This window comes from Aminobacter sp. DSM 101952 (assembly GCF_001424795.1).
In the GTDB taxonomy this organism is placed as follows: Bacteria; Pseudomonadota; Alphaproteobacteria; order Rhizobiales; family Rhizobiaceae; genus Aminobacter; species Aminobacter aganoensis.
The window spans coordinates 659,872-684,216 of the sequence record NZ_LMCL01000001.1 but is presented as its reverse complement, the minus strand read 5'-3'; the positions used below and the strand labels follow the sequence as shown (position 1 = coordinate 684,216).

The 24,345-nt window shown below is 64.8% G+C and carries 23 protein-coding genes; 12 read left to right on the top strand and 11 right to left on the bottom strand.

Annotated elements, in window-relative coordinates:
• Nucleotides 1–225: 225 nt before the first annotated feature.
• From ASC75_RS03305 to ASC75_RS25815, 9 genes are all read left to right on the top strand, one after another.
• Complete coding sequence (locus ASC75_RS03305; protein ID WP_055970501.1) at nt 226–2,103, top strand: ABC transporter ATP-binding protein; 1,878 nt, start codon at nt 226–228, stop codon at nt 2,101–2,103.
• 166 nt (nt 2,104–2,269) lie between these two features.
• The gene (locus tag ASC75_RS03300; RefSeq protein WP_055970642.1) at nt 2,270–4,138 is read left to right on the top strand and encodes an ABC transporter ATP-binding protein; all 1,869 of its coding nucleotides are present in this window, start codon (nt 2,270–2,272) and stop codon (nt 4,136–4,138) included.
• 9 nt (nt 4,139–4,147) lie between these two features.
• Complete coding sequence (locus ASC75_RS03295) at nt 4,148–4,459, top strand: DUF6665 family protein (protein WP_055970499.1); 312 nt, start codon at nt 4,148–4,150, stop codon at nt 4,457–4,459.
• A gap of 322 nt (nt 4,460–4,781) precedes the next feature.
• Nucleotides 4,782–5,345 carry a ubiquinol-cytochrome c reductase iron-sulfur subunit gene (gene petA / locus ASC75_RS03290; RefSeq protein WP_055970497.1) on the top strand — a complete coding sequence of 188 codons (564 nt, stop codon included), beginning with the start codon at nt 4,782–4,784 and terminating at the stop codon, nt 5,343–5,345.
• 19 nt (nt 5,346–5,364) lie between these two features.
• Nucleotides 5,365–6,666 (top strand): cytochrome b N-terminal domain-containing protein, encoded by a 1,302-nt coding sequence (locus ASC75_RS03285; RefSeq protein WP_055970495.1) that lies wholly within the window; start codon nt 5,365–5,367, stop codon nt 6,664–6,666.
• Between the two features lie 25 nt (nt 6,667–6,691).
• Nucleotides 6,692–7,549 (top strand): cytochrome c1, encoded by an 858-nt coding sequence (locus ASC75_RS03280; protein WP_055970493.1) that lies wholly within the window; start codon nt 6,692–6,694, stop codon nt 7,547–7,549.
• 198 nt (nt 7,550–7,747) lie between these two features.
• Nucleotides 7,748–8,293, top strand: coding sequence for an adenine phosphoribosyltransferase (locus tag ASC75_RS03275; protein ID WP_055970491.1), 546 nt, complete (start codon nt 7,748–7,750; stop codon nt 8,291–8,293).
• Between the two features lie 386 nt (nt 8,294–8,679).
• A complete protein-coding gene (locus tag ASC75_RS03270; protein WP_055970489.1) occupies nt 8,680–10,062 on the top strand; it encodes an FAD-binding oxidoreductase in 1,383 nt (460 codons plus the stop codon).
• 141 nt (nt 10,063–10,203) lie between these two features.
• Nucleotides 10,204–10,653 carry a hypothetical protein gene (locus ASC75_RS25815; RefSeq protein WP_156381080.1) on the top strand — a complete coding sequence of 150 codons (450 nt, stop codon included), beginning with the start codon at nt 10,204–10,206 and terminating at the stop codon, nt 10,651–10,653.
• 720 nt (nt 10,654–11,373) lie between these two features.
• Here ASC75_RS25815 and ASC75_RS03265 read toward each other — a convergent pair.
• The 7 genes from ASC75_RS03265 to ASC75_RS03235 form a co-directional block, all read right to left on the bottom strand.
• Nucleotides 11,374–11,832 carry a MaoC family dehydratase gene (locus tag ASC75_RS03265; protein WP_055970487.1) on the bottom strand — a complete coding sequence of 153 codons (459 nt, stop codon included), beginning with the start codon at nt 11,830–11,832 and terminating at the stop codon, nt 11,374–11,376.
• Entirely contained in the window at nt 11,829–12,290 is a 462-nt protein-coding gene (locus ASC75_RS03260) for a MaoC family dehydratase (RefSeq protein WP_055970485.1), read from the bottom strand. The genes ASC75_RS03265 and ASC75_RS03260 overlap by 4 nt, the downstream gene beginning before the upstream one ends.
• 82 nt (nt 12,291–12,372) lie before the next feature.
• The gene (gene corA, locus ASC75_RS03255) at nt 12,373–13,347 is read right to left on the bottom strand and encodes a magnesium/cobalt transporter CorA (protein ID WP_055970483.1); all 975 of its coding nucleotides are present in this window, start codon (nt 13,345–13,347) and stop codon (nt 12,373–12,375) included.
• Between the two features lie 207 nt (nt 13,348–13,554).
• Nucleotides 13,555–14,349 carry an APH(3')-II family aminoglycoside O-phosphotransferase gene (locus tag ASC75_RS03250; RefSeq protein WP_055970481.1) on the bottom strand — a complete coding sequence of 265 codons (795 nt, stop codon included), beginning with the start codon at nt 14,347–14,349 and terminating at the stop codon, nt 13,555–13,557.
• Between the two features lie 327 nt (nt 14,350–14,676).
• Entirely contained in the window at nt 14,677–15,780 is a 1,104-nt protein-coding gene (ychF, locus tag ASC75_RS03245) for a redox-regulated ATPase YchF (RefSeq protein WP_055970479.1), read from the bottom strand.
• A gap of 185 nt (nt 15,781–15,965) precedes the next feature.
• Nucleotides 15,966–16,703: an aminoacyl-tRNA hydrolase gene (gene pth / locus ASC75_RS03240; protein ID WP_055970477.1), complete on the bottom strand. Its 738-nt coding sequence runs from the start codon at nt 16,701–16,703 to the stop codon at nt 15,966–15,968.
• 24 nt (nt 16,704–16,727) lie between these two features.
• Nucleotides 16,728–17,342: a 50S ribosomal protein L25/general stress protein Ctc gene (locus tag ASC75_RS03235; RefSeq protein ID WP_055970476.1), complete on the bottom strand. Its 615-nt coding sequence runs from the start codon at nt 17,340–17,342 to the stop codon at nt 16,728–16,730.
• Nucleotides 17,343–17,614: 272 nt separating this feature from the next.
• On the opposite strand from ASC75_RS03235, the gene ASC75_RS03230 reads away from it, so the two are divergent.
• The 3 genes from ASC75_RS03230 to chrA all read left to right on the top strand — a co-directional run bounded on the left by ASC75_RS03230 (nt 17,615) and on the right by chrA (nt 20,638).
• Nucleotides 17,615–18,379, top strand: coding sequence for a sulfite exporter TauE/SafE family protein (locus tag ASC75_RS03230; RefSeq protein ID WP_055970474.1), 765 nt, complete (start codon nt 17,615–17,617; stop codon nt 18,377–18,379).
• 113 nt (nt 18,380–18,492) lie between these two features.
• Entirely contained in the window at nt 18,493–19,305 is an 813-nt protein-coding gene (locus tag ASC75_RS03225; protein ID WP_055970471.1) for a sulfurtransferase/chromate resistance protein, read from the top strand.
• 1 nt (nt 19,306) lies between these two features.
• Entirely contained in the window at nt 19,307–20,638 is a 1,332-nt protein-coding gene (chrA, locus tag ASC75_RS03220) for a chromate efflux transporter (protein ID WP_055970470.1), read from the top strand.
• A 74-nt stretch (nt 20,639–20,712) separates the two neighbouring features.
• Here the strand turns inward: chrA and ASC75_RS03215 are convergent, their stop codons facing one another.
• The 4 genes from ASC75_RS03215 to pgeF form a co-directional block, all read right to left on the bottom strand.
• Nucleotides 20,713–21,648, bottom strand: a complete 936-nt coding sequence (locus ASC75_RS03215) for a ribose-phosphate pyrophosphokinase (protein WP_055970468.1) — start codon at nt 21,646–21,648, stop codon at nt 20,713–20,715.
• Nucleotides 21,649–21,761: 113 nt separating this feature from the next.
• Complete coding sequence (locus tag ASC75_RS03210; protein ID WP_055970641.1) at nt 21,762–22,352, bottom strand: hypothetical protein; 591 nt, start codon at nt 22,350–22,352, stop codon at nt 21,762–21,764.
• 43 nt (nt 22,353–22,395) lie between these two features.
• Nucleotides 22,396–23,547, bottom strand: a complete 1,152-nt coding sequence (locus tag ASC75_RS03205; protein ID WP_055970466.1) for a Xaa-Pro peptidase family protein — start codon at nt 23,545–23,547, stop codon at nt 22,396–22,398.
• A 4-nt stretch (nt 23,548–23,551) separates the two neighbouring features.
• Nucleotides 23,552–24,343, bottom strand: a complete 792-nt coding sequence (gene pgeF, locus ASC75_RS03200; RefSeq protein WP_055970464.1) for a peptidoglycan editing factor PgeF — start codon at nt 24,341–24,343, stop codon at nt 23,552–23,554.
• Between the last annotated feature and the right edge of the window lie 2 nt (nt 24,344–24,345).

Genomic DNA, 24,345 nt, shown 5'->3' with positions numbered 1-24,345 from the left:
GGAAAAAGGGTGGGGGTGCTACGCTCATGACTTGCTGCGTAGCACCCCTAACCCCGGGGACTACCGTGGCGTTACAGATGCCCACCCACCTCATCACAATGTGAACACGTCGCCCAACATTCGCCCGGCTTGGCGGCACGTTTCTCCTGCCAGGCTACGGTTGCCTCCCGATGCGGTTTGGGCCGAAAATAGCGAGTCGTTGCCGCGGGATAGCCCAGAGTGCTCATGAACAGAATCTACAAGTGGTTCGAAAGCTGGGTCTATCCCTTTCGCGAACCTGAGAGCCTGCGGCCTCCGGCTACCGTCTGGGGCTTCCTCTGGCACTATGTCGGCCAGGCAAAATTCGCCTTCTTCGCCATGCTGGTCATCGGCGGTATCGCCCCGCTGGTCGAGGCGGGGCTGTTCTATTTCGTCGGCCGCCTCGTCGACATCCTCGACGGGCTGCCCACCGACCGGAGCTGGGCCGCCCTCTGGGACGTCGCCGGCCCCGAAGTCCTGTTCATGGCCGTCGTCGTGCTGGTCGTCCGCACGCTGGTCGTCGGGCTGTCGGCGCTGGTCGACGAACAGACGATCACGCCCGGATTCTACAACCTCGTGCGCTGGCAGGCCCATCGTCACGTCTCGCGGCAGTCCTATTCGTTCTTCCAGAACGACTTTGCCGGCCGCATCGCCACCAAGGTCTGGCAGGCCGGGCAGGCGACCGGCGACCTGATGGAAAGCTTCATCGAGGTCGTCTGGTTCATGCTGGTCTACACCATAACCACGCTCGCAGTCGTCGCCGGGCTCGACTGGCGGCTGGTCGCGCTCGTCGTCATCTGGATCGTCGCCTTCGGCTTCCTGGCCCACCATTACGTGCCGTCGATCCGCAAGCACGCCGAGGCGACCGCCGAGGCCGGCTCGATGATCAACGGGCGCATCGTCGACAGCTATTCCAACGTCCAGACGTTGAAGCTGTTCGCCGCCGACGGCGACGACCGCTACATCCGTTCCGGCTTCGACATCTATCTCGATGCGCTGCGCCCGTTCACGCGCCGGCTGACCGGCGTGCGGCTGGCGCTGACGGCGCTGTCGGGCGTCATGATCACGGCGATTGCCTGGTTTTCGATCCATCTCTGGATCGAGGGCGCGATCTCCGTCGGCGCGGTTGCCTTCACGCTCAGCCTGGTGCTTCGGCTCAACATGCTGCTCGGCCGGCTGATGATGCAGCTCAACGGCATTCTCCGGAACCTCGGCGTGCTCGAAAACTCCAAGGCGCTGATCAGCCAGCCGCTGGGGCTGACCGACAAGCCGGGCGCTCGTGAGCTCGAGGTGACGGGCGGCGAGATCCGCGCCGACAAGGTGGTCTTCCACTATGGCAAGGGCGGCGGCGTGCTCGACAGCATCGACCTCGTCGTAAAGCCGGGCGAAAAGGTCGGCATCGTCGGCCCCTCCGGCGCGGGCAAGACGACGCTCGCCAATCTCATCCTGCGCCTCTACGATCTCGAAGGCGGGCGTATCCTGATCGACGGGCAGGACATTTCCACCGTCACCCAGAACTCGCTGCGGGCCTCGATCGGGGTCGTCAGCCAGGACACCGCGCTGTTCCACCGTTCGCTGCGCGACAACATCAAGCTCGGCAAGCCCGACGCCAGCGACGACGAGGTCATCGCCGCGGCCCGCAAGGCCGAGGCGCACGAGTTCATCGGCACGCTCGAGGACAATCGCGGCCGCACCGGCTACGACGCCTTTGTCGGCGAGCGCGGCGTCAAGCTGTCGGGCGGCCAGCGCCAGCGCGTGGCGATCGCCCGGGTGTTCCTCAAGGACGCGCCGATCCTGATCCTCGACGAGGCGACGTCGGCGCTCGACAGCGACATCGAGGCGGCGATCCAGGAAAACCTGCAGGCGCTGATGCAAGGCAAGACGGTGTTGGCCATCGCGCACCGCCTGTCGACCATCGCAGCCCTGGACCGGCTGGTCGTGCTCGACCAGGGCGGCATCGCCGAACAGGGCAGCCATGACGAGCTGCTTGCCCTCGACGGGCTTTATGCCCGCCTGTGGAAGCGCCAGTCTGGCGGCTTCCTGTTCCACGAGGACGGCGTCCTCGATGAATCGAGGCCAGCGTGATGGCAGCTTTGAAGCTCCGCCCCTCATCCGCCTGCCGGCACCTTCTCCCCGTGAAGGACGGGGAGAAGGGACAAGCGGCGCCGCTGGCGCCTCCCTCTCCCCGTTCTTCACGGGGAGAGGGTAAGGGTGAGGGGCAGCTTTTGCATTCGACGAGTTGGAGGGCGTCATGACCCCCGAACCCTTCCGCGAAAAGCTGTGGCGGCGCTTCGAGGGTGCCATCGACCCGTTCCAGGATACCGATCGCGAGGTGCTGCCAGAAAGCGCCGGGGCCTTCATCCTCTACTTCGCCCGCCAGGCGAAGGGGCCGTTCGCTCTGCTTTTGATCAGCGGTTTCCTTGCGGGTGCCATCGACGCGGCACTCTACTGGTCGGTCGGCTGGCTGATCGACCTGCTCGACGCCACCAGCCCACAGCGCCTGTTCGCCGACCACTGGCCCGAACTCGCTGGCCTCTTGGTGCTGATCCTAGTCGTGCGCGCCGTCATCATCATCGGCTCGGCCATCGTCGAACAGCAGGTCGTCGTGCCCAGCTTCTTCTCGATGGTGCGCTGGCAGGCATTCCGGCGCGTCATCGAGCAGCCCTACGATTTCTACCAGAACGACTTCGCCGGCCGCATCGCCACCAAGATCGTGCAGGGCGGCGAAGCCGTCGGCGACTTCATCGTCAACGTGCTGCAGACGATGTGGAGTTTCCTGACCTTCGTGCTGCTGTCGCTGACGATCCTGGTTTCGCTCGACCCGCTGATGGGTGCGGTGGTGATGCTGTGGTTCGCCGGCTATGCCGCGATCATCTATTTCCTGCTGCCCGAGATGCGTCAGGCCGGCCGCGCCACTGCCGACCAGCGCTCGATCTTCAACGGCCGCCTCGTTGATGCCTTCACCAACATCATGGCAGTCAAGCTGTTCGACAGCGGGCGGCGCGAGCATGCCTATGTCCGCGACGGGCTCGAAAGCTATCTCGGCGCCGTCGTCCGGTTGACCCGCTCCATCACCACCGTGCGCTCCGCAGTCGCCGTCATCAACGGCGCGATGATGGCTGCGGTGGCGGCCATCTGCATCGTCAGCTGGACGCGCGGCGACATTTCCACCGGGGCGATTGCCGCCGCGCTCGGACTCGTCTTCCGGCTTAACCAGATGTCGGGCTGGATGATGTTCAACATCAACGGCCTGGTGCGCAACTATGCCACCGTGCAGGACGCGACGCGCACCATCTCGGTGCGCCCGGCCATCCGCGACGTCGAGAATGCGTCGGTGCTGCCGCGCGTCACCGGCGACATCGTCTTCGACAACGTGTCGTTCCACTACGGCAAGGGCAGCGGCGTCATCGACAAGCTCAACCTGCACATCAGGCCGGGCGAACGCGTCGCGCTCGTTGGTCCGTCGGGTGCCGGCAAGACGACTCTGGTCAATCTGGCGTTGCGCCTGTTCGACGTGGAAGAAGGCCGCATCCTGATCGATGGCCGCGACGTGCGCGACATCACCCAGGCATCGCTGCGCGCCCAGTTCGGCGTCGTCAGCCAGGAGGCGATGCTGATGCACCGCTCGATCACCGACAATATCGGCTACGGCCGGGCAGGGGCCTCGCAGGCCGAGATCGTCGATGCCGCAAGGCGCGCCGCCGCCCACGACTTCATCGTCGACGTCGCCGATCCGCGCGGCCGGCGCGGCTACGACGCCCATGTCGGCGAGCGCGGCGTCAAGCTGTCGGGCGGCCAGCGCCAGCGCGTGGCGATCGCCCGCATGATGCTGAAGGACGCGCCGATCCTGATCCTCGACGAGGCGACGTCGGCGCTCGACAGCGAGGTCGAGGCGGCGATCCAGGACAATCTCTACAAGCTGATGGAGGGCAAGACGGTCATCGCCATCGCCCACCGGCTGTCGACGATCGCCGCGCTCGACCGCCTGATCGTGCTCGACGAGGGGCGCGTCGTCGAGGAAGGCAGCCACGATGAGCTGATCGCCAGGGACGGGCTCTATGCGCAATTGTGGAAGCGCCAGTCCGGCGGCTTCCTGGCCGACCGGCTCGCGGCGGAGTAGGATCGCGCCATGTCGCCCGTCCGCCCGCCCTCCATCCTGTCCAACCGCTCCGAGCAGACGCTCAACGTGCTCGAATACGAGTTCCTGGCGGAGAAGGCGGCAGCGCTCGGCCGCGCCGGCGACCGGGTCGGCGAGGCGCTCGGCAAGCTCAATGCGCACCAGGGCGATGGTGACGCGCGGCGCCTCCTGCTCAAGGCTGCGGCGGACGCCGTCTACGCCTATTTCATCCAGCGCGAGCTCTGCGGCCTGCGCAAGCATGACGACGCCATCCGCGACTACGGCATTCCGCGCGAGGTGCTGGTGCGACTCGGCGCCGCCTGATCGGCGCACGGTCGTTTCCCGGCGTAAGTTGGGTCTTGCCGCGCCAAGGCCGGCATCGTCTGTGTCGCAGGTCTGCCCGGCATCCCGAAATCCGCTGATTTCCGCCCTTTCCGGGCGGTTTTCCACCGCCTTGCGTTGTCCCCGCGACAATCTGCCCATGTGCCCTGTCGCGTCTGGACAAAAAGAGGCTTCACGCATAAACCGAAGTCCAAATGCCGGAGGAAATTCGCTAGCCTGGTTGCCATGCGCCGTCGGGCTGGCATTGTTGAGCGGGGACAAGTGCTCAGCCTCCGGTGGTATTGAGGCAGAAGGATCAGGTCCCGTGAGCGCAACCGATACGAGCGAGCCCAATCGCCGCGATTTTCTCTATGTGGCCACCGGCATGGCCGGCGTGGTCGGTGCCGGCGCCCTGGCTTGGCCCTTCATCGACCAGATGCGCCCGGACGCCTCGACGCTTGCCGCTTCCTCGATCGAGGTTGACGTCTCGTCGGTCACGCCCGGCATGTCGCTGACGGTGAAATGGCGCGGCAAGCCGGTGTTCATCCGCAACCGCACCCCCGAAGAGATCAAGGCCGCACAGGAAGTGCCGCTTGCCGAGCTCAAGGATCCGGTCGCGCGCAACGCCAACATCGCTGCCGACGCGCCTGCCAACGACATCGACCGCACCGCCGGCGAAGGCAAGGAAAACTGGATGGTCATGGTCGGCGTCTGCACCCATCTGGGTTGCGTGCCGCTTGGCCAGCAGGGCGACTTCGGTGGCTGGTTCTGCCCGTGCCACGGCTCGCACTACGATACGGCCGGCCGTATCCGCAAAGGACCGGCGCCGGAAAACCTTCATATTCCGAATTTCCAGTTTATTTCCGACACGACCATCCGGGTAGGCTGAGGCAGGGGGACTTAATTCCATGAGCGGTGGACACTCGACCTATTCGCCCAAAACCGGCATTGGCCGCTGGATCGACGCACGCATGCCGCTGCCGCGGCTGGTGCACGATTCATTCGTCTCCTACCCGGTTCCGCGTAACCTGAATTACGCCTACACCTTCGGCGGCATCCTCTCGATCATGCTGGTGGCGCAGATCCTCACCGGCGTGGTCCTGGCGATGCACTACGCCAACGACACGACGCTGGCCTTCCAGTCGGTCGAAAAGATCATGCGCGACGTCAACTCCGGCTGGCTTTTGCGCTACATGCACTCCAACGGTGCATCGTTCTTCTTCATCGCCGTCTACATCCACATCATGCGCGGTCTCTACTACGGCTCCTACAAGGCGCCGCGTGAGCTGCTGTGGATCCTCGGCTGCATCATCTACCTCCTGATGATGGCGACCGGCTTCATGGGCTACGTTCTGCCCTGGGGTCAGATGTCTTTCTGGGGCGCCACCGTCATCACCGGCTTCTTCACCGCCATTCCCTTGGTCGGCGAATGGGTCCAGCAGCTGTTGCTCGGTGGCTTTGCCGTCGACAATCCGACGCTGAACCGCTTCTTTGCGCTGCACTACCTGCTGCCCTTCATGATCGCCGGCGTCGTCATCCTGCACGTCTGGGCGCTGCATGTCGTCGGCCAGACCAACCCGACCGGCATCGAAGTGAAGTCGAAGACCGACACCGTCGCCTTCACGCCCTACGCGACCATCAAGGATGGTTTCGCCATGGTCGTGTTCCTGGCCGTGTTCGCCTACTTCATCTTCTACATCCCGAACTACCTCGGCCACCCCGACAACTACATCCAGGCCGACTCGCTGAAGACGCCGGCTCACATCGTTCCGGAATGGTACTACCTGCCGTTCTACGCGATCCTGCGCGCCATCACCTTCAACATCGGACCGATCGACTCCAAGCTGGGCGGCGTGCTCGCCATGTTCGGCTCGATCGCGGTGCTGTTCGTCGTGCCGTGGCTCGACACCTCGAAGGTCCGCTCGGCTGTCTACCGTCCGTGGTACAAGCTGTTCTTCTGGCTCTTCGTCATCAACGCCATCTTCCTCGGCTGGCTCGGCTCGAAGCCTGCGGAAGGCCTCTACATCCCGCTGATGCAGATCTCGACGCTGTACTACTTCGCGTTCTTCCTGATCATCATGCCGGTGCTCGGTCTGATCGAGACGCCGCGCCGCCTTCCGAACTCGATCACCGAAGCGGTGCTTGAGAAGAACAAGGGCGGTTCGGCTCATCCGGCCGGTGCAACCGCTGCACCCGAAACCCGCGGCTGAACGAGAATCTGAGAGGGATTTTGGAATGAAAAAGATTCTCAACAGTCTGGCGGCCATCGGCTTCCTGTTCGCCGGCACCGCCGGTGCGGCGCTGGCGCAGGAAGAGAACCACGCTGCCGAGCCGACGCACTTCCCGATCCATGCGCCGAAGGAAATGGACTGGACCTTCGCCGGCCCGTTCGGCAACTACGACAAGGCCCAGCTCCAGCGCGGCCTGAAGATCTACAAGGAAGTGTGCTCGGCCTGCCACTCGATGAACCTGGTAGCGTTCCGCACGCTCGAGGATCTCGGCTACTCCGAAGCGCAGGTGAAGGCCTTCGCCGCCGAGTACGAAGTGCAGGACGGCCCCAACGCCGATGGCGAGATGTTCACCCGCAAGGCGCTGCCTGGCGACCATTTCCCGTCGCCGTTCCCGAATGCAGTCGCTGCTGCCGCCGCCAACAACGGCGCCGCTCCGCCCGACTTCTCGCTGATCGCCAAGGCGCGCGGCGTCACCCGCGGGTTCCCGACCTTCGTCTACGACATCTTCACCCAGTATGCCGAAGGTGGTCCGGACTACATCCACGCGCTGCTGACCGGCTACGACGAGCAGCCGCCGGCCGGTATGGAAGTCGCCGAAGGCACGCACTACAACCCGTACTTCATCGCCGGCAAGTCGCTGGCCATGGCCAAGCCGATCTCGGACGGCCAGGTAACCTACGAGGACGGCTCGCCCGAGACCGTCGACCAGTACTCCAGGGACGTCTCGGCGTTCCTGATGTGGGCCGCCGAGCCGCATCTGGCGACGCGCAAGCAGACCGGCTTTGCGGTCATGATCTTCCTGGTGCTGTTCGCCGGCCTGGTCTACGCCACCAAGCGCAAGGTCTGGGCCAACGCCCACTGACCGGAACCGATCCAAAAGAAATCGAAAGGGCGCCGCAAGGCGCCCTTTTCTTTTGCCGTCCGAGCCGTCAAGAGTGTCGGTTCGTGGCCTTTGACCGGAATGGATTTCCTGCCTTGGCCTGCACAGATTTCAAGGCCCTGCAGTGCCGTTGCGCGTCTGGAAATGACGCGCGGGCCGCAGTCAACGGAGCCCTCGCCGATGAGCAATTCCCTCGAACAGACGCTGATTTCTTCGATCCGCAACATTCCCGACTATCCCAAGCCTGGTGTCATGTTCCGCGACATCACCACGCTTCTGGGCGATGCGCGCGCCTTCCGCCGCGCCATCGATGAGTTGGTCCATCCCTATGCCGGCTCGAAGATCGACAAGATCGCGGGCATCGAGGCGCGCGGCTTCATCCTCGGCGGTGCCATGGCCCACCAGATGTCGGCCGGCTTCGTGCCGATCCGCAAGAAGGGCAAGCTGCCGCACGAGACCGTGCGCATCGCCTACAGCCTCGAATACGGCCTCGACGAGATGGAGATGCACAAGGACGCGGTGGCGCCCGGCGAGAAGGTCATCCTCGTCGACGATCTGATCGCCACCGGCGGCACCGCCGAAGCCGCGGTCAAGCTGCTGCGCCAGATCGGCGCCGATATCGTCGCCGCCTGCTTCGTCATCGACCTGCCCGACCTCGGCGGCCGCAAGAAGCTCGAAGCGCTCGGCGTCGACGTGCGCACGCTGGTCGCTTTCGACGGACACTGACGGACATTTCCTGTTTATCGAGGCGTGGGTAACTTCCCCACACCTCAGCAGTTTCTTTTTCCCATCATTCGCCGTGCAGTTTCCGGGCCGCTGAAACGCGGCCCGGATGCTTGCCCAGCGAGCGGCGGAGTTCCAGCCATGGGCATGGCACTGGTTGCCTGAGCGCATTTCCTCGCTCCTGGCGCTGCCGCTTGGCCGGCTGCCGCTGAAACAAACGAAACATTCCCGAGTCTTTTCAGAAAAACGCCTGAAATGGCGGCGGCGTAGGACAGGACGTGCCGCGCCCGCGGCAGGTTCAACCGGCGATACGCACATCCTCGTGGCCAGGTCCCAAGACTTCCTGCCCGCGATGCTGAGGCGTCTTGCTCCGAAACGCGAGTGTTCCCATGCTGAAGTCAACTGCTTCGCACGATTTTCCCGAACGGCTCCGTGCCGGCCTCATCGACCAAAGCCATCCCGACTATGACGAGGCGCGTGCGCTCTACAACGCCATGATCGACAAGCGGCCGCGCTGGATCGTCCGCTGCGCCGACGCCGCCGATGTCATGGCGGCCGTCAATCACGCCCGCGACAGGGATCTGCTCGTCGCCATTCGCGGCGGCGGCCACAACGGTCCGGGCTTCGGCAGCTGCGACGGCGGCATGGTCATCGACATGTCGCCGATGAAGCGGATCGATGTCGACCCCGCCACGCGAACGGTCCGTGTCGAGCCCGGTTGTACCCAGGGCGACGTCGACCGCGCCACCAGCATGCATGGGCTGGCGGTGCCCGCCGGCATCGTTTCCAGCACCGGCATCGCCGGACTGACGCTCGGCGGCGGCACTGGCTATCTCACGCGCAAGCACGGCCTCACCATCGACAACCTGCTTGCCGCCGACGTCGTGCTCGCCGACGGCAGCACGGTTACGGCAAGCGCGGACAAGCACCCGGAGCTGTTCTGGGCGCTGCGCGGTGGCGGCGGCAATTTCGGCGTGGTCACCCGCTTCACGTTCCGGGCGCATCCGGCCAAGGATGTCTATGCCGGGCCGATCTTTTACGACATTGCCCATGCAGCCGAGATCATGCGCTGGTATCGCGACTTCCTGCCGGACGCACCGCGCGAGCTTGGCATGTTCTTCGGCATCAAGACGGTGCCGTCCTGCGATCCGTTCCCGCGCGAGATCTGGGGCAAGCGCATCTGTGCGCTGATCAGCTGCTACAACGGCACCGAGGAGGAGGGCATGCGGGCGATGCAGCCCGTGCGCGAGGCGCTTCCCAAGCCGCTGATGGACGGCATGATGCGGCTGCCCTTCGTCGATCTGCAGGGGCTGTTCGACCCGCTGCTGCCCAAGGGACTGCACTGGTACTGGAAGGGCGATTATGTCGACGAACTGTCGGACGCTGCCATCGCCGCCCATGTCGAGCACGGTTCGAAGAGCCCGAGCGAGCTGTCGCTGATGCATCTCTATCCCATCGACGGCGCGGTCCACGACGTGGCTCCCGGTGCCACCGCCTGGGGCGCGCGTCGCGCGCGCTGGTCGATGGTCATCGCCGGCATCGACCCGGATCCGGCCAAGGCGCCGGAGTTGAGGCGCTGGGCGGGGGATTATTGGGCCGCGGTGCACAAGCACAACCTCCATGGCGGCGCCTATATCAACTTCATGATGGACGATGAGGGCGAGGCCCGCGTGCGCGCCGCCTATGGCGCCAACTACGAGCGACTGGTCGCGGTCAAGCGCCGGTACGACCCGGCCAATCTCTTCCGGGTCAACCAGAACATCCGGCCCTAAGCCTCCGCAGGGCCTGTCCGTCCCCTGGGGCGGGCAGGCCTGTTCGTTCTGCGAGAGTCCATTACCTGTTTCGGCGCCAATTCTTGGCCGCAATCAGGACATAAGGACACAAGTAATTATTGGATAAATCGGGAATATTTGATGCTCCTGAAGCAGATAATCATGAATAGTTCTGCGGCTTTGGCGATTATTTTTGTATCTTCTGCTTTCGCGGAGGCCTGCATGACCACTCCGCCTGCCAGCTACTCAATTTTCAAAGAAGCAGAGATCGTCATCCGAGCTCGAGTAACTGGATATGAGAAGCCTAGGAGATATCGATCTGTCCTACACTTCGATGTCGTTGAAGTGCTGCCAAACGCTCCCACCCATCGATTCAACAAGATTTCCGCATATTGGACAAACTCAACTTTTGGTATGCCTGATCGCTGGGATGGTCCCACTGACGTCATTGTAGGCTTAAGAGCCGAGATCGACCAAGGCGGCGTTCCGGTTATCGAGGTCGTGCAACAGCCCTGCGGCCCAATGACCATTCTCGAAGACACTCAGGGGAATTTGACAGCAATTTCTGAAGCAATCGGGTTGTCTCGCTAGCTGCCTTGGCTGCGTGGCCCTTTCTCGCGATGGGCAAGAGAACTCCGAAATCCTGAAACACTGTCACCATCTGTCAGCAATCCGCGTGGATAGCCGCGCCCGTTTTTCCACCCCCTGAAAACCTCCCGTATCATCACCCTCGCGATCTTCCACGGGACTCCGGTGCGCACCGGGCTACGGGGGGAAGCGCCGGTGCCGGGCTGGCAGGAGGTCGGATCTTCTGCTGGGTGATGAGCCCCCAAGCCTGGGCCTTGCTGGNCCGGTGCCGGGCTGGCAGGAGGTCGGATCTTCTGCTGGGTGATGAGCCCCCAAGCCTGGGCCTTGCTGGCGGCCTGCGGAAACCCCGCCGCCGCGAAGAGTGGGGCAAGAACACCGGGCGGGGCGCGAACGTCGCGCCACATAAAATACTATCGGAAGGCACGGCCTCGCGCCCCGCTTCCCGAACTTTCTTCATCCTGAGCTTGTCGAAGGATGACAATGGCCAGGCGCGAAAGCGAGCGTGGCGGTGAACAAGCTTGGCTTTTTACTCCCCGTGAACGGGCAGAAGGTCCCGGCAAGGGGATGCGGGGCAGCGCAAATCTCTGATGCGGCACGCGCCCAGCACAGCCCTCATCCTGAGCCTGTCGAAGGATGCGATGGCGGGCGCGACGGGAGATGCCGTCCATCTGGAGCGACGTTGCGCGTCCTTGCCTATTCCCGCAATGGGAGAAGGTAAGCAGGCTACCCCACCTTCACCAGCACGGCGCTGTCGAATTCGATGACCTTGTCGCCGGTCGTGTCGAAGCCTTCGGAATGCAGCGTCATCATGCGCCAGCCGGGGCGCGAGACGAGCGGCCGGTGGTCGATGCCGCGCCGGGTGTAGGTCACCGTCTCGCCGGCAAACACCGGCTTCAGCCATTTCAGGTTCTTGAAGCCGGGCGAGGGGCCGAACTCCGGCTTCGGGCCGGGGCCGTCCCAGGGGCGGCCGCGATGCGCCAGGTTGAGTTTCATCCACGCCGCCGTGGTGTGCCAGCCCGAGGCGCAAAGGCTGCCGAAGACGCTCTTCTTGGCGGCGTCCTCGTCGGTGTGAAACGGCTGCGGATCGTATTTGCGGGCAAAGTCCTTGATCGACTCGGCGTCGAACAGGTGACTGCCGAGCGTGACGGTGACGCCGATGCCGAGATATTCGTCGAGGGTCATTGCGCGGCCTCGCGGGTCAGGAACATGCAGGTGTTCTGGAACTCGAACACGACCTCGCCATGCTGGTTGACGAGGTCGGCGCGCCAGGTGACGAAACCGAGCGTCGGCTTCGACCGCGACAGGCGTCTGGACAGGATGGTCAGGCGGCCGCCAAGCACGTCGCCGGCGAGCACCGGCTTCTTCCATTTCACATGGTCGACGCCAGGTGAGCCCTGCGAGGTCGAGTCGAGCAGGAAGGCGTCGCACAGCATGCGCATGAACATCGCGCAGGTGTGCCAGCCCGAGGCAGACAGGCCGCCGAGGATGCTTGCCTTGCCGGCCTCCTCGTCGAGATGGAAGGGCTGGGCGTCGAACTCGGAGGCGAATTCGACGATCTCGGCGGGGCTGACGGTCTTGCTGCCGAGGTCGAGCACGGCGCCCTCGACAAAATCCTCATAGGCCCAGGTCTTGGTGGTCATCGGCAATCCTGTTCAAGCTTGTACGATAACCTTGGACCGGCCCCGCTGGTCGCGCAAGGCCGGTTCAGGGTAAGCCGTTGGCTCAGAGCCAGCCGCGGCGGCGGAACCACCAGAACGGCAGGATGGCCGAGATGACCATCAGGCCGAGCGCCATGGGATAGCCGAGCATCCAGCGCAGTTCCGGCATGCCGTCGAAATTCATGCCATAGATCGAGGCGACCAGCGTCGGCGGCAGGAACACCACGGCCGCCACCGAGACGATCTTGATGATGCCGTTCTGCTCGATGTTGATCATGCCCAGCGTGGCGTCGAGCAGGAAGGTGATCTTCTGCGACAGGAACGAGGCGTGGTCAGTCAGCGAGGCCACGTCGCGCGACAGCGTCTTCACCCGCGCCTTGGCGTCCTTGCCGTTCTTGGCCTGGCCGCTGGCGTTGGCGAGGAAGCCCGCCACGCGCTGCAGCGAGGTCAGGCTGTCGCGCATGTTGGACGTCAGCGATTCCTTGCGGCCGATGCCCTTGAGGATCATCTGGAAGTCGCGGTCGCGCTTAGAGGCCTTTGTTGCCGTCGGGTTGAAGATGTCCTTCGACAACAGCTCGACGTCGCGCGAGACGCGCTCCAGCACGTCGGCCAGACGGTCGACGATCGCCTCCAGCAGGCCGACGAGGATCGTCTCGCCCGTGGTGCAGCCGATCGCCGCCTTCTCCGCCCGCAGCGGGAAGGACAGGAACGCCTTGGGCTCGTGGTAGCGGATGGTGACCAGCAGGTTGCGGCGCAGCACGAATGTCACCGGCGACATGACGGGAAAGTCGCTGTCGGCCTGCGAAGGCAGGGTGGCGGTCATGAAGTAGGCGCCATCCTCGACATAGAGGCGGGACGAGATCTCGATCTCCTCCATCTCCTCGCGCGTCGGCACGCCGACGCCGAGCAACTGCTCGACCGCGGCCTCTTCTTCCCTGGTCGGATTGAGCAGGTCGGCCCAGACGATCCCGTCCTTTTCGGCCGCAATGCTGTCTGCAAGGCGCAGACGATCGTTTTCCACGACGAATGCCTTGATCATCGCCGGTCTCCCATACTGGAGCTGATATCGTGCCCGATCGCGGGCGGGGTTTCAGGATTGCGCCGGCGGGTCGTTCTGGCCGGGCCGGCGCCTAGGCGCGATAGACCCGGGGGGCTGCGACGTCAAGTTGCAAATGGGCAAGGTGGGGCAGCAGCCGGTGGCGCGGCATCGTGCCGGCAACCGCCCACGAGCGCATGAGCACGTGCCTCAGAAGAATTCGTCGAGCAGCTGGTAGTAGGAAAGCTTGGCCGTATCTGCCTGGGGCAGGCCGTAGAGCGCGAGGAATGGCGCGATCCATTCTTCGCCGAGATTGAGGTGGATGCTCCAGCAGGCGAGCGCGAGGTCCTGGTGCAGGTCGGCAACGCCAAGCCGGCTGCAATCGATGAAACCGGTGAACCGCCCGCCATCGGCCATGAAATTCGGCATCGAGGCGTCGCCATGGGTGACGACGAGCGTCTCGGAGGCAGGCCGTCGCGCCAGGAGTTCTTCGAACACCTGCTGCGCGCTCTTGCCCAGCCTTTCGTCGTCGAAATCGTCTTCATCGACCTCGCCGGCGTCAGCGCGGGCCTTGGCCAGGGCGATGCGTGGCCCAAGGCCGTGATCGAACGGGCAGGCGGCGGCGTCGAGGGCATGCAGCCGGCGCAGCGCGTCGGCCATGATGGCGATTGCCCTGTCCGGCGCCGCTTCTTGCGTCACGAGGTCGTGGCCGGCAACTGCGCTCATCAGCAGCCAGTTGTGCCCGCCATGCGCCTCGAAAGCCAGCACGGCGGGGCAGGGGATGCCCTGGCTGTCCAGCCAGCGCAGCCGGGCGACCTCGTCGGGCAGTTCGGCGAACTGGCCGGTCTCCTCGGTCTTGAGGAACAGGGTGGGCTTGCCGGATGCCTCGAGCCTGAAGACGCCGGCACCCGAAGCGCCGATGGTCTGGCGCTGCCAGTCGTAACCGGCCAGCGCCTCACGCAGCGAGGCGGGAAGATCGATCTCGATGGCTGGATGCTGAGTCATCTGGTCTCTGGCGGTCAAGGGGCAGGTTCGTACTCGGCATTGAGGTGCGAGGACGGCAAAAGCAAAAAAGGCCGGGCAAACCCCGACCTTTCTCTAGCGTCTCGACGTCCCAGTGCCAGTACATCCGTGGTCACGGGTGGAGACGATCTGCAAATCTCCAGGCGACCGTAGCCAGGGTTGGTTAGCAAAAGGTTAACGCCGCAGGATGCGGTGTTGGCCGAAAGCCGGGCACGCAAAAGGTGGGCGGCCGGCAGGCTCATAGCCCGCGCCAAAAGAAAAGCCCCGCGATGCAGGGCTTTTCTCGTATTCGGCAGAGGTGGTGCCCGCTCAGGTGTTGAATTTGAACAGCATCACGTCGCCGTCCTGGACGACGTATTCCTTGCCTTCGTCGCGCGCCTTGCCGGCTTCCTTGGCCGGAACTTCGCCGCCGAGGGTGACGAAATCGTTGAACGCGATGGTCTGGGCGCGGATGAAGCCGCGTTCGAAGTCGGTGTGGATGACGCCGGCCGCCTGCGGTGCCTTGGCGCCCTTGTGCACGGTCCAGGCGCGCGTCTCCTTCGGACCCACGGTGAAGTAGGTGATCAGGTGCAGAAGCTCGTAGCCGGCGCGGATGAGCTTATCCAGGCCCGGCTCCTCGAGGCCGAGATCGGCGAGGAATTCCTGGGCCTCCTCGTCGGGCAGCTGCGCCACCTCGGCCTCGATCGCAGCGGAGATGACGACGACGCCGGCGCCCTGCGCCTCGGCCATCTTCTGCACCGCCTGGGTGTGCTCGTTGCCGGTGGCGGCATCGCTCTCGGCGACGTTGCAGACATAGAGCACCGGATGCGAGGTCAGCAGGTTCAGGCCCTGCAGGATTTCGAGGTCCTCTGCGGCGATGCCCTTGAGCAGCAGGCGCACCGGCTTGCCGTCCTGAAGCAGGGCGAGCGCCTGTTCCATCATCGGCAGGATCGTGGTCGCTTCCTTGTCCTTGCTGGCCGCGCGCTTGCGGAACTGCACGATGCGGCGCTCGAGGCTTTCGAGATCGGCGAGCATCAGCTCGGTTTCGACCGTCTCGGCGTCGGCGACAGGATCGATGCGACCCTCGACATGGGTGATGTCGTCGTCCTCGAAGCAGCGCAGCACGTGCACGATGGCGTCGACCTCGCGGATGTTGGCGAGGAACTGGTTGCCCAGGCCTTCACCCTTGGAGGCGCCGCGAACGAGACCGGCGATGTCGACGAAGGAGATGCGGGTTGGGATGATCTCCTTCGACTTGGCGATGTTGGCCAGCTGCCTGAGGCGCTGGTCCGGCACCGCCACCTCGCCGGTGTTCGGCTCGATGGTGCAGAACGGATAGTTGGCCGCCTGCGCGGCAGCCGTGCGCGTCAGCGCGTTGAAGAGCGTCGATTTGCCAACGTTGGGCAGGCCGACGATGCCGCATTTGAAACCCATGGTCTTTTGGTCCTATCGGGAAATCGGGATTTTGATGAGGGCTATGGGGGAAAGGGGCGAGGATCGTCAAGGCTTGACGCCCGGGATGCCCTGCAATTGCCCGGAAATCAGGAATTTGTTGCCGGTTCGGCATGAAAGCTTGCGGTGGCATGCAGCTTTCGCGACCAAGCCTATCAAGGTCGCGTTCAGTCCTTGCCGAGCAGCTTCTTCAGCATCGCAGCCATCGGGCCGGTCTCGGGAATCTTGACGGCAGGCTGGTTCGGGCGGGCCTGGCGGATATGGCTCTGGGCCTTCGGCACTTGGGGCTTGGGGGCCTTGGGCGGCGGGGCGTCGTCGGTGCCGGTCGGCTGGAGCTTGTCGCGCAGGCCGACAGTGACCCTGTTCATGAAGCCGTTGTCGTCGCCCTTGGTCAAAAGGCCGGCGCCGTCGGCAATGAGGTCGAGCAGCACTTCGAGCCATTCCTTGTCGGCCTTGGCGAAGTCGCCGAGCACGTGGCCGTGGACCATCTCCTTGACGCCGGGATGGCCGATGCCGATGCGGACGCGGCGGTAGTCCTTGCCGACATGCTGGTCGATGGAGCGGATGCCGTTGTGGCCGCCGGCACCGCCGCCAACCTTGACGCGCACCTTGCCGGCGACGAGGTCGAGTTCGTCATAAAAGACGGTGAGATCGGCAGGGGCGAGCTTGTAGAAGCGCATGGCTTCGCCGACGGACTGGCCGGACAGGTTCATGAAGGTCTGCGGCTTGATCAGGATGACCTTCTCGCCGGCGATATTGCCTTCTGAAATCATACCCTTGAACTTCTTCGTCCAGGGCGAAAACGAATGGCGGCGGGCAATTGCGTCCGCCGCCATGAAGCCGACATTGTGCCGGTTGTTCTGGTATTGCGCACCCGGATTGCCGAGACCTGCGAAGAGCAGCATGTTCGGGTCCTCCGGAGGCGAAGACTATTCTGCCTCGGCAGCAGCCTCGGTCGTGGCTTCTTCCGACTTCGAAGCCGAGGTGCCGGCGATCGTCGCGATGGTGAAGTCGCGGTCGGAGATGACGGGCTTCACGCCCTTGGGCAGCTTGACGGCCGAGATGTGGATCGAGTCGCCGATGTCGGTGCCGTCGAGGTCGACGGTGATCGACTCGGGGATCGCGTTGGCCGGGCAGTGGAGCTCGACCTCGTGACGGACGATGTTCAGCGTGCCGCCGCGCTTGATGCCGGGCGACTTCTCTTCATTGATGAAGTGAACCGGAACCTGGACGTTGACTTCGGTGTTCTTGCCGACGCGCAGGAAGTCGACATGCATCGGGAAGTCGCGGACCGGATCGAGCTGGTAGTCCTTCGGCAGGACCTGGATCTTCTTGCCGCCGACGTCGATCGTGGCGATCGTGGTCAGGAAGCCACCGCCATGGATCTTGTAGAAGATGTCCTTGTAGGACAGGGCGATGGCCAGGGGAGGCTGCTTGTCGCCGTAAATGACTGCAGGCACTTTACCGTTGCGACGAACTTCACGGGCGGACCCCTTACCGACCAGTTCGCGTGCTTCGGCCTTGAGCTCGTATGTGTCGCTCATGGCATTTCCTTTCGGTTGTATGGAGCGCCTACGGCTGGCATGAAGCCTGATCCGTAAACGTCGAAAGCCGCCGGGTGAGGCGGCCTTCCGCCGCGTTGCCTCCAAGGGTGTCTACGCGGGTGGCGGCTCTATAACGGAAGGTGGCAAAAAGTGCAACCGCGGCGGCTCGTGAGGCTGGCTCCCCGAAGACGGTGCTGTGGCTGCTCGCGCCAACACCACCGTGCCTGTATCACGCCGGCTCGTAACGTTCAAAAAAACAGCCAAGCTTTGCCATGCAAGACCTTCTCCCCCTTCACCTGCCGACAGCCACGATCTGGGTGCTCGTCGTGGCCGCATTCGTCGCCGGCTGTGCGCGCGGATTTTCCGGCTTCGGCGGGGCACTGATCTTCGTGCCGGTGGCAAGCGCGCTGATCGGGGCGAAACTCGCGGTCCCGCTGCTGCTGATCGTCGATCTCGTGCTGACCCCGGGGCTGATCCCCAAGGCATGGCACAATGCCGACCGCGGCAATGTCGGTGTCATGGCGCTGGGGGCGGTGGTCGGCGTTCCCACGGGCACCTATCTGCTCACCCATGTCGACGGGGTGATGATCCGCTGGGCTATCGTCGCCATCGTTGCCGGCTTGCTCGCACTTCTGATGTCGGGCTGGCGCTATCACGGCCGTCCGCACACCAGCCTGACCGCCGCCGTCGGCATGACGTCGGGGTTGTTCTCCGGTGCCGCGCAGGTCGGCGGACCACCCGTCGTCGCCTACTGGCTCGGCGGCGCCATCGCGCCGCTGACGGTGCGCGCCAACATCGTGCTCTATTTCGCGATTTCCAGCGTGCTGTCGGTCGCCAGCTATCTCGTCGCGGGGCTCCTGACCTGGGAGACTGTCGGGCTGTCGCTGACCATCGGACCGACCTTCGCGCTGGGCCTCTACATCGGCTCGCGCCTGTTCAGCCGCGCCAACGAGGCGACGTTCCGGCGCATCTGCTACGGCCTGATCGCAACCGCTGCGATCATCGGCCTGCCGGCGCTGGACGGCGTGCTCAGGTGATTGAAGCAGCGGCCGATTTCACATAGAATTCGCACAACGGGGGCATGGTGGACTCCCCGTGAGGCCGGATGGCCCAAGTTCCGCCTTCGCTCTCGTTGCGCGGAGGAAAGACCATGCCCCGGACCATCCTAGCCCAGAACCTTATCCGCCTCGTCGGCACCGAAAGGTGCCCGTTGATCGTCGACGTGCGCCGGGAGGCGGTGTTTGCCGCCGCGCCGACGAGAATCGCCGCTGCCTTGTGGCGCGACCACATGCTGGTGGACGACTGGCTGCCGCAGTTGCCGGCAGCGCGGCGGATCGTCGTTTATTGCGCCCACGGCCACAATGTCAGCGAGATCGCGCTGGCCAGGCTTCTGGCGAAGGGCGCGGATGCAGTCATGCTTGAAGGCGGGATGGATGCCTGGCTGGCGGCGAGCGGACCGGTGGTGGCGCGTGAGGCGTCCGGCCTGGAGGCTGGACTGCCAAGGCCGAGCGAATGGGTGACGCGGGCTCGGCCCAAGATCGACCGCATTGCGTGTCCCTGGCTGATCAGGCGCTTCATCGATCCGCTGGCGGTTTTTCATTTCGTCTCGGCCGAATGGGTCAAGGACGTTGCCGAAGAAACCGGCGCGATCCCCTATGACATCAAGGACGTGCACTATTCGCATCGCGGCGAGGAGTGCACGTTCGACACGCTGATCTCCGAATTCGGCCTGGCCGATCCCGCACTCCTGCAGCTCGCCCGCATCGTGCGCGCGGCCGATACGGCGCGGCTTGACATGGAGCCCCAGGCTGCGGGGCTGCTGGCCATATCGCTCGGCCTGTCGGCCATCGAGGACGACGATCATGCCCAGCTCGAGAAGGGCATGACGATCTATGACGCGTTGTACGGCTGGTGCCGTTACGCTAGGTCGGAAACGCACAACTGGCCAGCAAAGGCGGTTTGACATGGATGCCACGCCGCCGCGACCCACCCCCTCGTTCGGGGAGGCAACCCGGACCTTCGCCAAGATCGGCCTGTTGTCCTTCGGCGGGCCGGCCGGGCAGATCGCCCTGATGCACAAGATCCTCGTCGACGAGAAGCGCTGGCTCGACGAGCCGCGTTTCCTGCATGCGCTCAACTACTGCATGCTGTTGCCCGGGCCGGAGGCGATGCAGCTCGCCACCTATTCCGGCTGGCTGATGCACGGTGTCAGGGGCGGACTGGTGGCCGGGCTGCTGTTCGTGTTGCCCGGTGCGCTGGTCATCACCGCGCTGTCGGCGATCTACCTGACCGTCGGCCATGTCACGCTGGTGCAGGGGCTTTTGTTCGGGCTCAAGGCTGCGGTGCTCGCCGTCGTGCTCGAAGCGTTGATCAAGGTGTCGAGACGCGCCCTGAAGAACGGCAGCATGGTCGTTCTCGCCATCGCGGCCTTCGTTGCCATCGCCTTCCTCAAGCTGCCGTTCCCGCTGATCGTGCTTGCCGCGGCGGCGATCGGCGCGCTGCTGCACCTCGCGGGCATTGCTCCTGCCGGCGCCAGGGCCGCCGATCAAGCCGACCTAGCCTACGCCATGCCCGAATGGACGAAGCCGAGTGCGCGGCGTTTCTTCACCACGCTGTCGATCTGGCTCGCCGTCTGGTTCGTGCCGCTGGCCGTGATGTGGCTCGTTCTCGGCCCGGCCCACGTCTTCACCGCCGAAGCGACGTTCTTCTCCAAGATGGCGGCGGTGACGTTCGGTGGCGCCTATGCGGTGCTGGCTTATGTCGCCCAGCAGGCGGTCGAGGTGCATGGCTGGCTGAAGCCGGACGAGATGCTGACCGGCCTGGGGCTTGCGGAAACGACGCCGGGGCCGCTGATCCTGGTGCTGGTGTTCGTCGGTTTTCTCGGCGGCGCCAGGCTTTCGGCACTGGCTCCGCTCAGCGGTGGTATCGCCGGGGCGGCGGTGACGCTGTGGTTCACCTTCGTGCCGTGCTTCCTGTGGATCTTCGTCGGCGCGCCCTATGTCGAGACCGTGCGCAACGTGCGCTGGCTGGCGAGCGCGCTGGCTGCCGTCACCGCGGCCGTCGTCGGCATCATCGCCAACCTTGCGGTCTGGTTCGCGCTGCATGTGCTGTTCGGTACCGTCGGCGAGACGGCGTGGGGACCGTTCGTGCTGCCGGTGCTGGATTTCGGCAGTGTCGACTGGGTCGCGGCGGGCATTGCGGCCGGCGCCGGCCTGGCGCTGATCCGCTTCAAGGCCAACATGATCGTGGTTCTGGCCGTCTCGGCGCTGGCCGGCATGGCGTGGCAACTGGCGTGAGACAGCGTGCATGAAAAAGCCCCGCCCCGGAGTACCGGGCGGGGCTTCGAAATGATCTGCTATGGGCAGAAGGCTCAGTCGAACAGGCTCGACACCGATTCTTCGGTCGCGGTGCGCGAGATCGCTTCGCCGATCAGGTCGCCGATCGAGACGACGCGGATGTTGTGGGCGTCCATAACCGCCTGGGTCGGCTGGATCGAGTCGGTGATGACCAGTTCCTGCAACTGCGAGCCGGCGATGCGGGCGGCGGCCCCGCCCGAGAGCACGCCGTGGGTGATGTAGGCGGTGACGCTGGTGGCGCCCTTGGCCAGCAGCGCGTCGGCGGCGTTGCACAGCGTGCCGCCGGAATCGACGATGTCGTCGATCAGCAGGCAGTCCTTGCCGTGCACTTCGCCGATGACGTTCATCACCTCGGATTCACCGGGGCGTTCGCGGCGCTTGTCGACGATGGCGAGCTGGGCGTCGATGCGCTTGGCCAGCGCACGGGCGCGGACCACGCCGCCGACGTCGGGCGAAACCACGGTGACGTTGCCGAGCTGCTTGTACTTGGCCTTGACGTCGCGGGCCATGACCGGAACCGAAAACAGGTTGTCGGTCGGGATGTCGAAGAAGCCCTGGATCTGGCCGGCGTGCAGGTCGAGCGTCAGCACGCGGTTGGCGCCGGCGCGGGCGATCATGTTGGCGACGAGCTTGGCCGAGATCGGCGTGCGGCCCGACGCGCGGCGATCCTGCCTTGCGTAGCCGAAATAGGGAATGACCGCGGTGATGCGCCGTGCCGACGAACGCATGAAGGCGTCGATCATGATGAGCAGTTCCATCAGGTGATCGTTGGTCGGGAACGAGGTCGACTGAAGGATGAAGACATCCTCGCCGCGCACGTTCTCTTGAATCTCGACGAAGATCTCCTGGTCGGCAAAGCGCCTGACGCTCGCCTTGCCCAGGGGAATGTTGAGATAGCGGGCGACAGCTTCTGCTAGCACCCGGTTGGAATTGCCCGCGAAGAGTTTCATACGCCGATCCTGGAAATGAATATGAGCGGGCTTTTAGCGGCCCTGAGCCGTATTGCAAGCGGACTCACCATTGAATCCCAAAAAAGCGACATCGCGGAACGGAATGTCGCGGCTCAGCCGGGTTTTGTCGCCAGCCAGGCGGCGAGCTGGTCGAGGGTGCTGTCGGCGATCGACTGCATGGTCGTCGGCGCCACGGCAGGCCAGCCGTCGCCGCTGCCGGCCGATGCCGCCGTCTGCTGGCCGTTGATGCGATGAAGCCGCGTGCCGGCCGGATCGTAGACGTCCCAGACATAAACGACGGTGGTGTCCTTGCCTTCGGTCATCGCCGAGAAGTAGCCGCGCATGATGATGCCCGGCGGCGTGGTGTCAGTGCTGCCAGCCAGCGTGATGCCGCGCTCGCGGGCGCGGGCGCCGAGCCGCTGGGTGAGCGGGGTCGCCGCTTCGACCGGGGTGCCGACGATGGGGGCGAACTGGACGCGCGTCCTGGCGACGATGGCGGCGGCCTGGGGCGAGAGCGGCGCGGGCGCCGTGGTCGCGGGGGCTATCGTCGGGGCGCCGACGTCGGTGCCTTCCGCGTTGGCCAGTGCGTTCGACTGCTCCGTCGGGGCGATGGCCGAGGGCTCGAGCACGTCCTTGGAGCTGTTGCAGGCAGAAAGTGCGACGAGCGCGGACAGGCCTGCCGCGGCCACAAACCAACGTTTCATCTGCCCGAACTCCATGGCAAACGCCCCCCAGCGCTCATCGCAGTCACCGCACGATCAAGTCGAGATCATGGCGGGAAAGTGGCTTGGGCACAGAATCGGTGGTCAGGTAGGTGCGGCCCAGGGTCATTGCGGTCTCGGTTTCCGAATCCATGATGATCATGTGGGCAAACAGCGTCATGTTGGGCGCGATCGGCTCGGGGTTGCCCTGGTAGAACATCGGCATGTCCATCCAGGACGGCGTGAAGCGCGCGCCGACGGAATAGCCGCAGGCATTGAGCCGGTGCTTGGTCAGGCCATGCGCCTCCAGTGTGCGGGCATGGGCGTCGAACACGTCGCCGAAGCTGTTTCCCGGCGTCATCGCCTTTTCGACCGCCAGCAGCGTGTCGAGGGAGGCATCGTAAAGTTCCTGGTGGCGCTTGGAGACCTTGCCGGTCAGCGCCGTGCGCATCATCGGCGCATGGTAGTGATTGAACACGCCGGCCCATTCGAGCGTCAGCTGGTCGTTCTTGTTGAGCTTGCGGCGGCCGGACTTGTAGCGGCAGAGCAGGGCATCGGCACCGGAGCCGATGATGAATTCGTTGGCCGGATAATCGCCGCCGCCGGAAAGGATCGCGCCCTGCATGGCGGCCAGGATCTTGGCCTCGTCGCCGCCCTGCTTGATCAGCGGCAACGCCGCATCAAGTGCGTCGTCGGTGAGGCTTGCGGCTTTCTCGGCCTTTTCGATCTCGGCCGGGCTCTTGAACAGGCGCAGCCTGCCGACGATGCCCGAAGCGTCGACGATCTGGCCGAAGGTCTGGAGCTGTTCGTCGAGGCGCCGGCCGTTGAAGGCGGTCAGGCCGTGGGTGTCGTATTCGACGCCGACGCGCATGCCGAGCAGGCCGAGGTCGTTGAGCAGGTTGCGCAGGTCGAGCGTCGGATTGGCGCCGTCGCGGTCGGTCCACAGCACGATGTTTTCGATGATCGAGGTGTGGCGCGCCTGGCGCAGGTCGGCCGACCGCGTCAGCAGCGTCATCGACCCGTCGGCCTTGACGATGAGCGACTGGAAGAAGCAGAAGCCAAACGTGTCATAGCCGGTCAGCCAGTACATGCTCTCCTGCGCGAACAGCAGCACCGCATCGAGCTTCTTCTCGGCCATCTCGATCATCAGCCGGTCGCGCCGGGCGTCGAATTCGGTTCGTTCGAAATGCAGCGCCATGCCCTCAGTCCTCCAGTGCGATTGCCGAAATCTGCCGCCCGTAGTCGGCTTCCTTGCGGTGCGTGGTGCGCCGGTAGGAGTAGAAAAGTTCCTCTTCCGCATAAGTGCAGCGGTTCAGCGCCTCGGCCGTCACGCCCGCCCGGTGCAGCCTGTCGACGGTGTAGAGATTGAGGTCGAACATCGAATGGCCGGGGTTTTCGGATGGTGCGAAATAGCGCGCATTGTCGCCGTCGGCCTCGGTAAAGCGGGCGACGAACTCCGGGCCGACCTCGTAGTTGGCGGCGCTGATCGACGGGCCGAGCACGGCCAGGATGCGCTCGCGCCTGGCGCCCAGGCCTTCCATGGCGGTGACGGTGTTCTCGAGCACGCCGGTGAAGGCGCCTTTCCAGCCGGCGTGCGCTGCGCCGATGACGCGCGCTTCCGGGTCGGCGAACAGCACCGGGCCGCAATCGGCCGACGAAGCGCCAAGCGCGATGCCGGGCCGGTCGGTGACGATGGCGTCCGCCCTCGGGCGGTCGCCGGAAAACGGGCCGCTGGCGACGATCACGTCGGGCGAATGGACCTGGTAGAGGCTGAGCAGATGGTCTGCCGCCACGCCCATCCAGGTGGCGACGCGGCGCCGGTTCTCGGCCACGCGGGCCTGGTCGTCGTCCGATCCGACGCCGATGTTGAGGCCTTCGTAGATGCCTTCGGAGACCCCGCCGATGCGGGTGAAATAACCGTGGCGGATGCCATTGGCCCCCGCGCTGGCGAGCAAGTTGGACCGGATCGGATCCGGTTTCGAGTCGTTCAGCATTG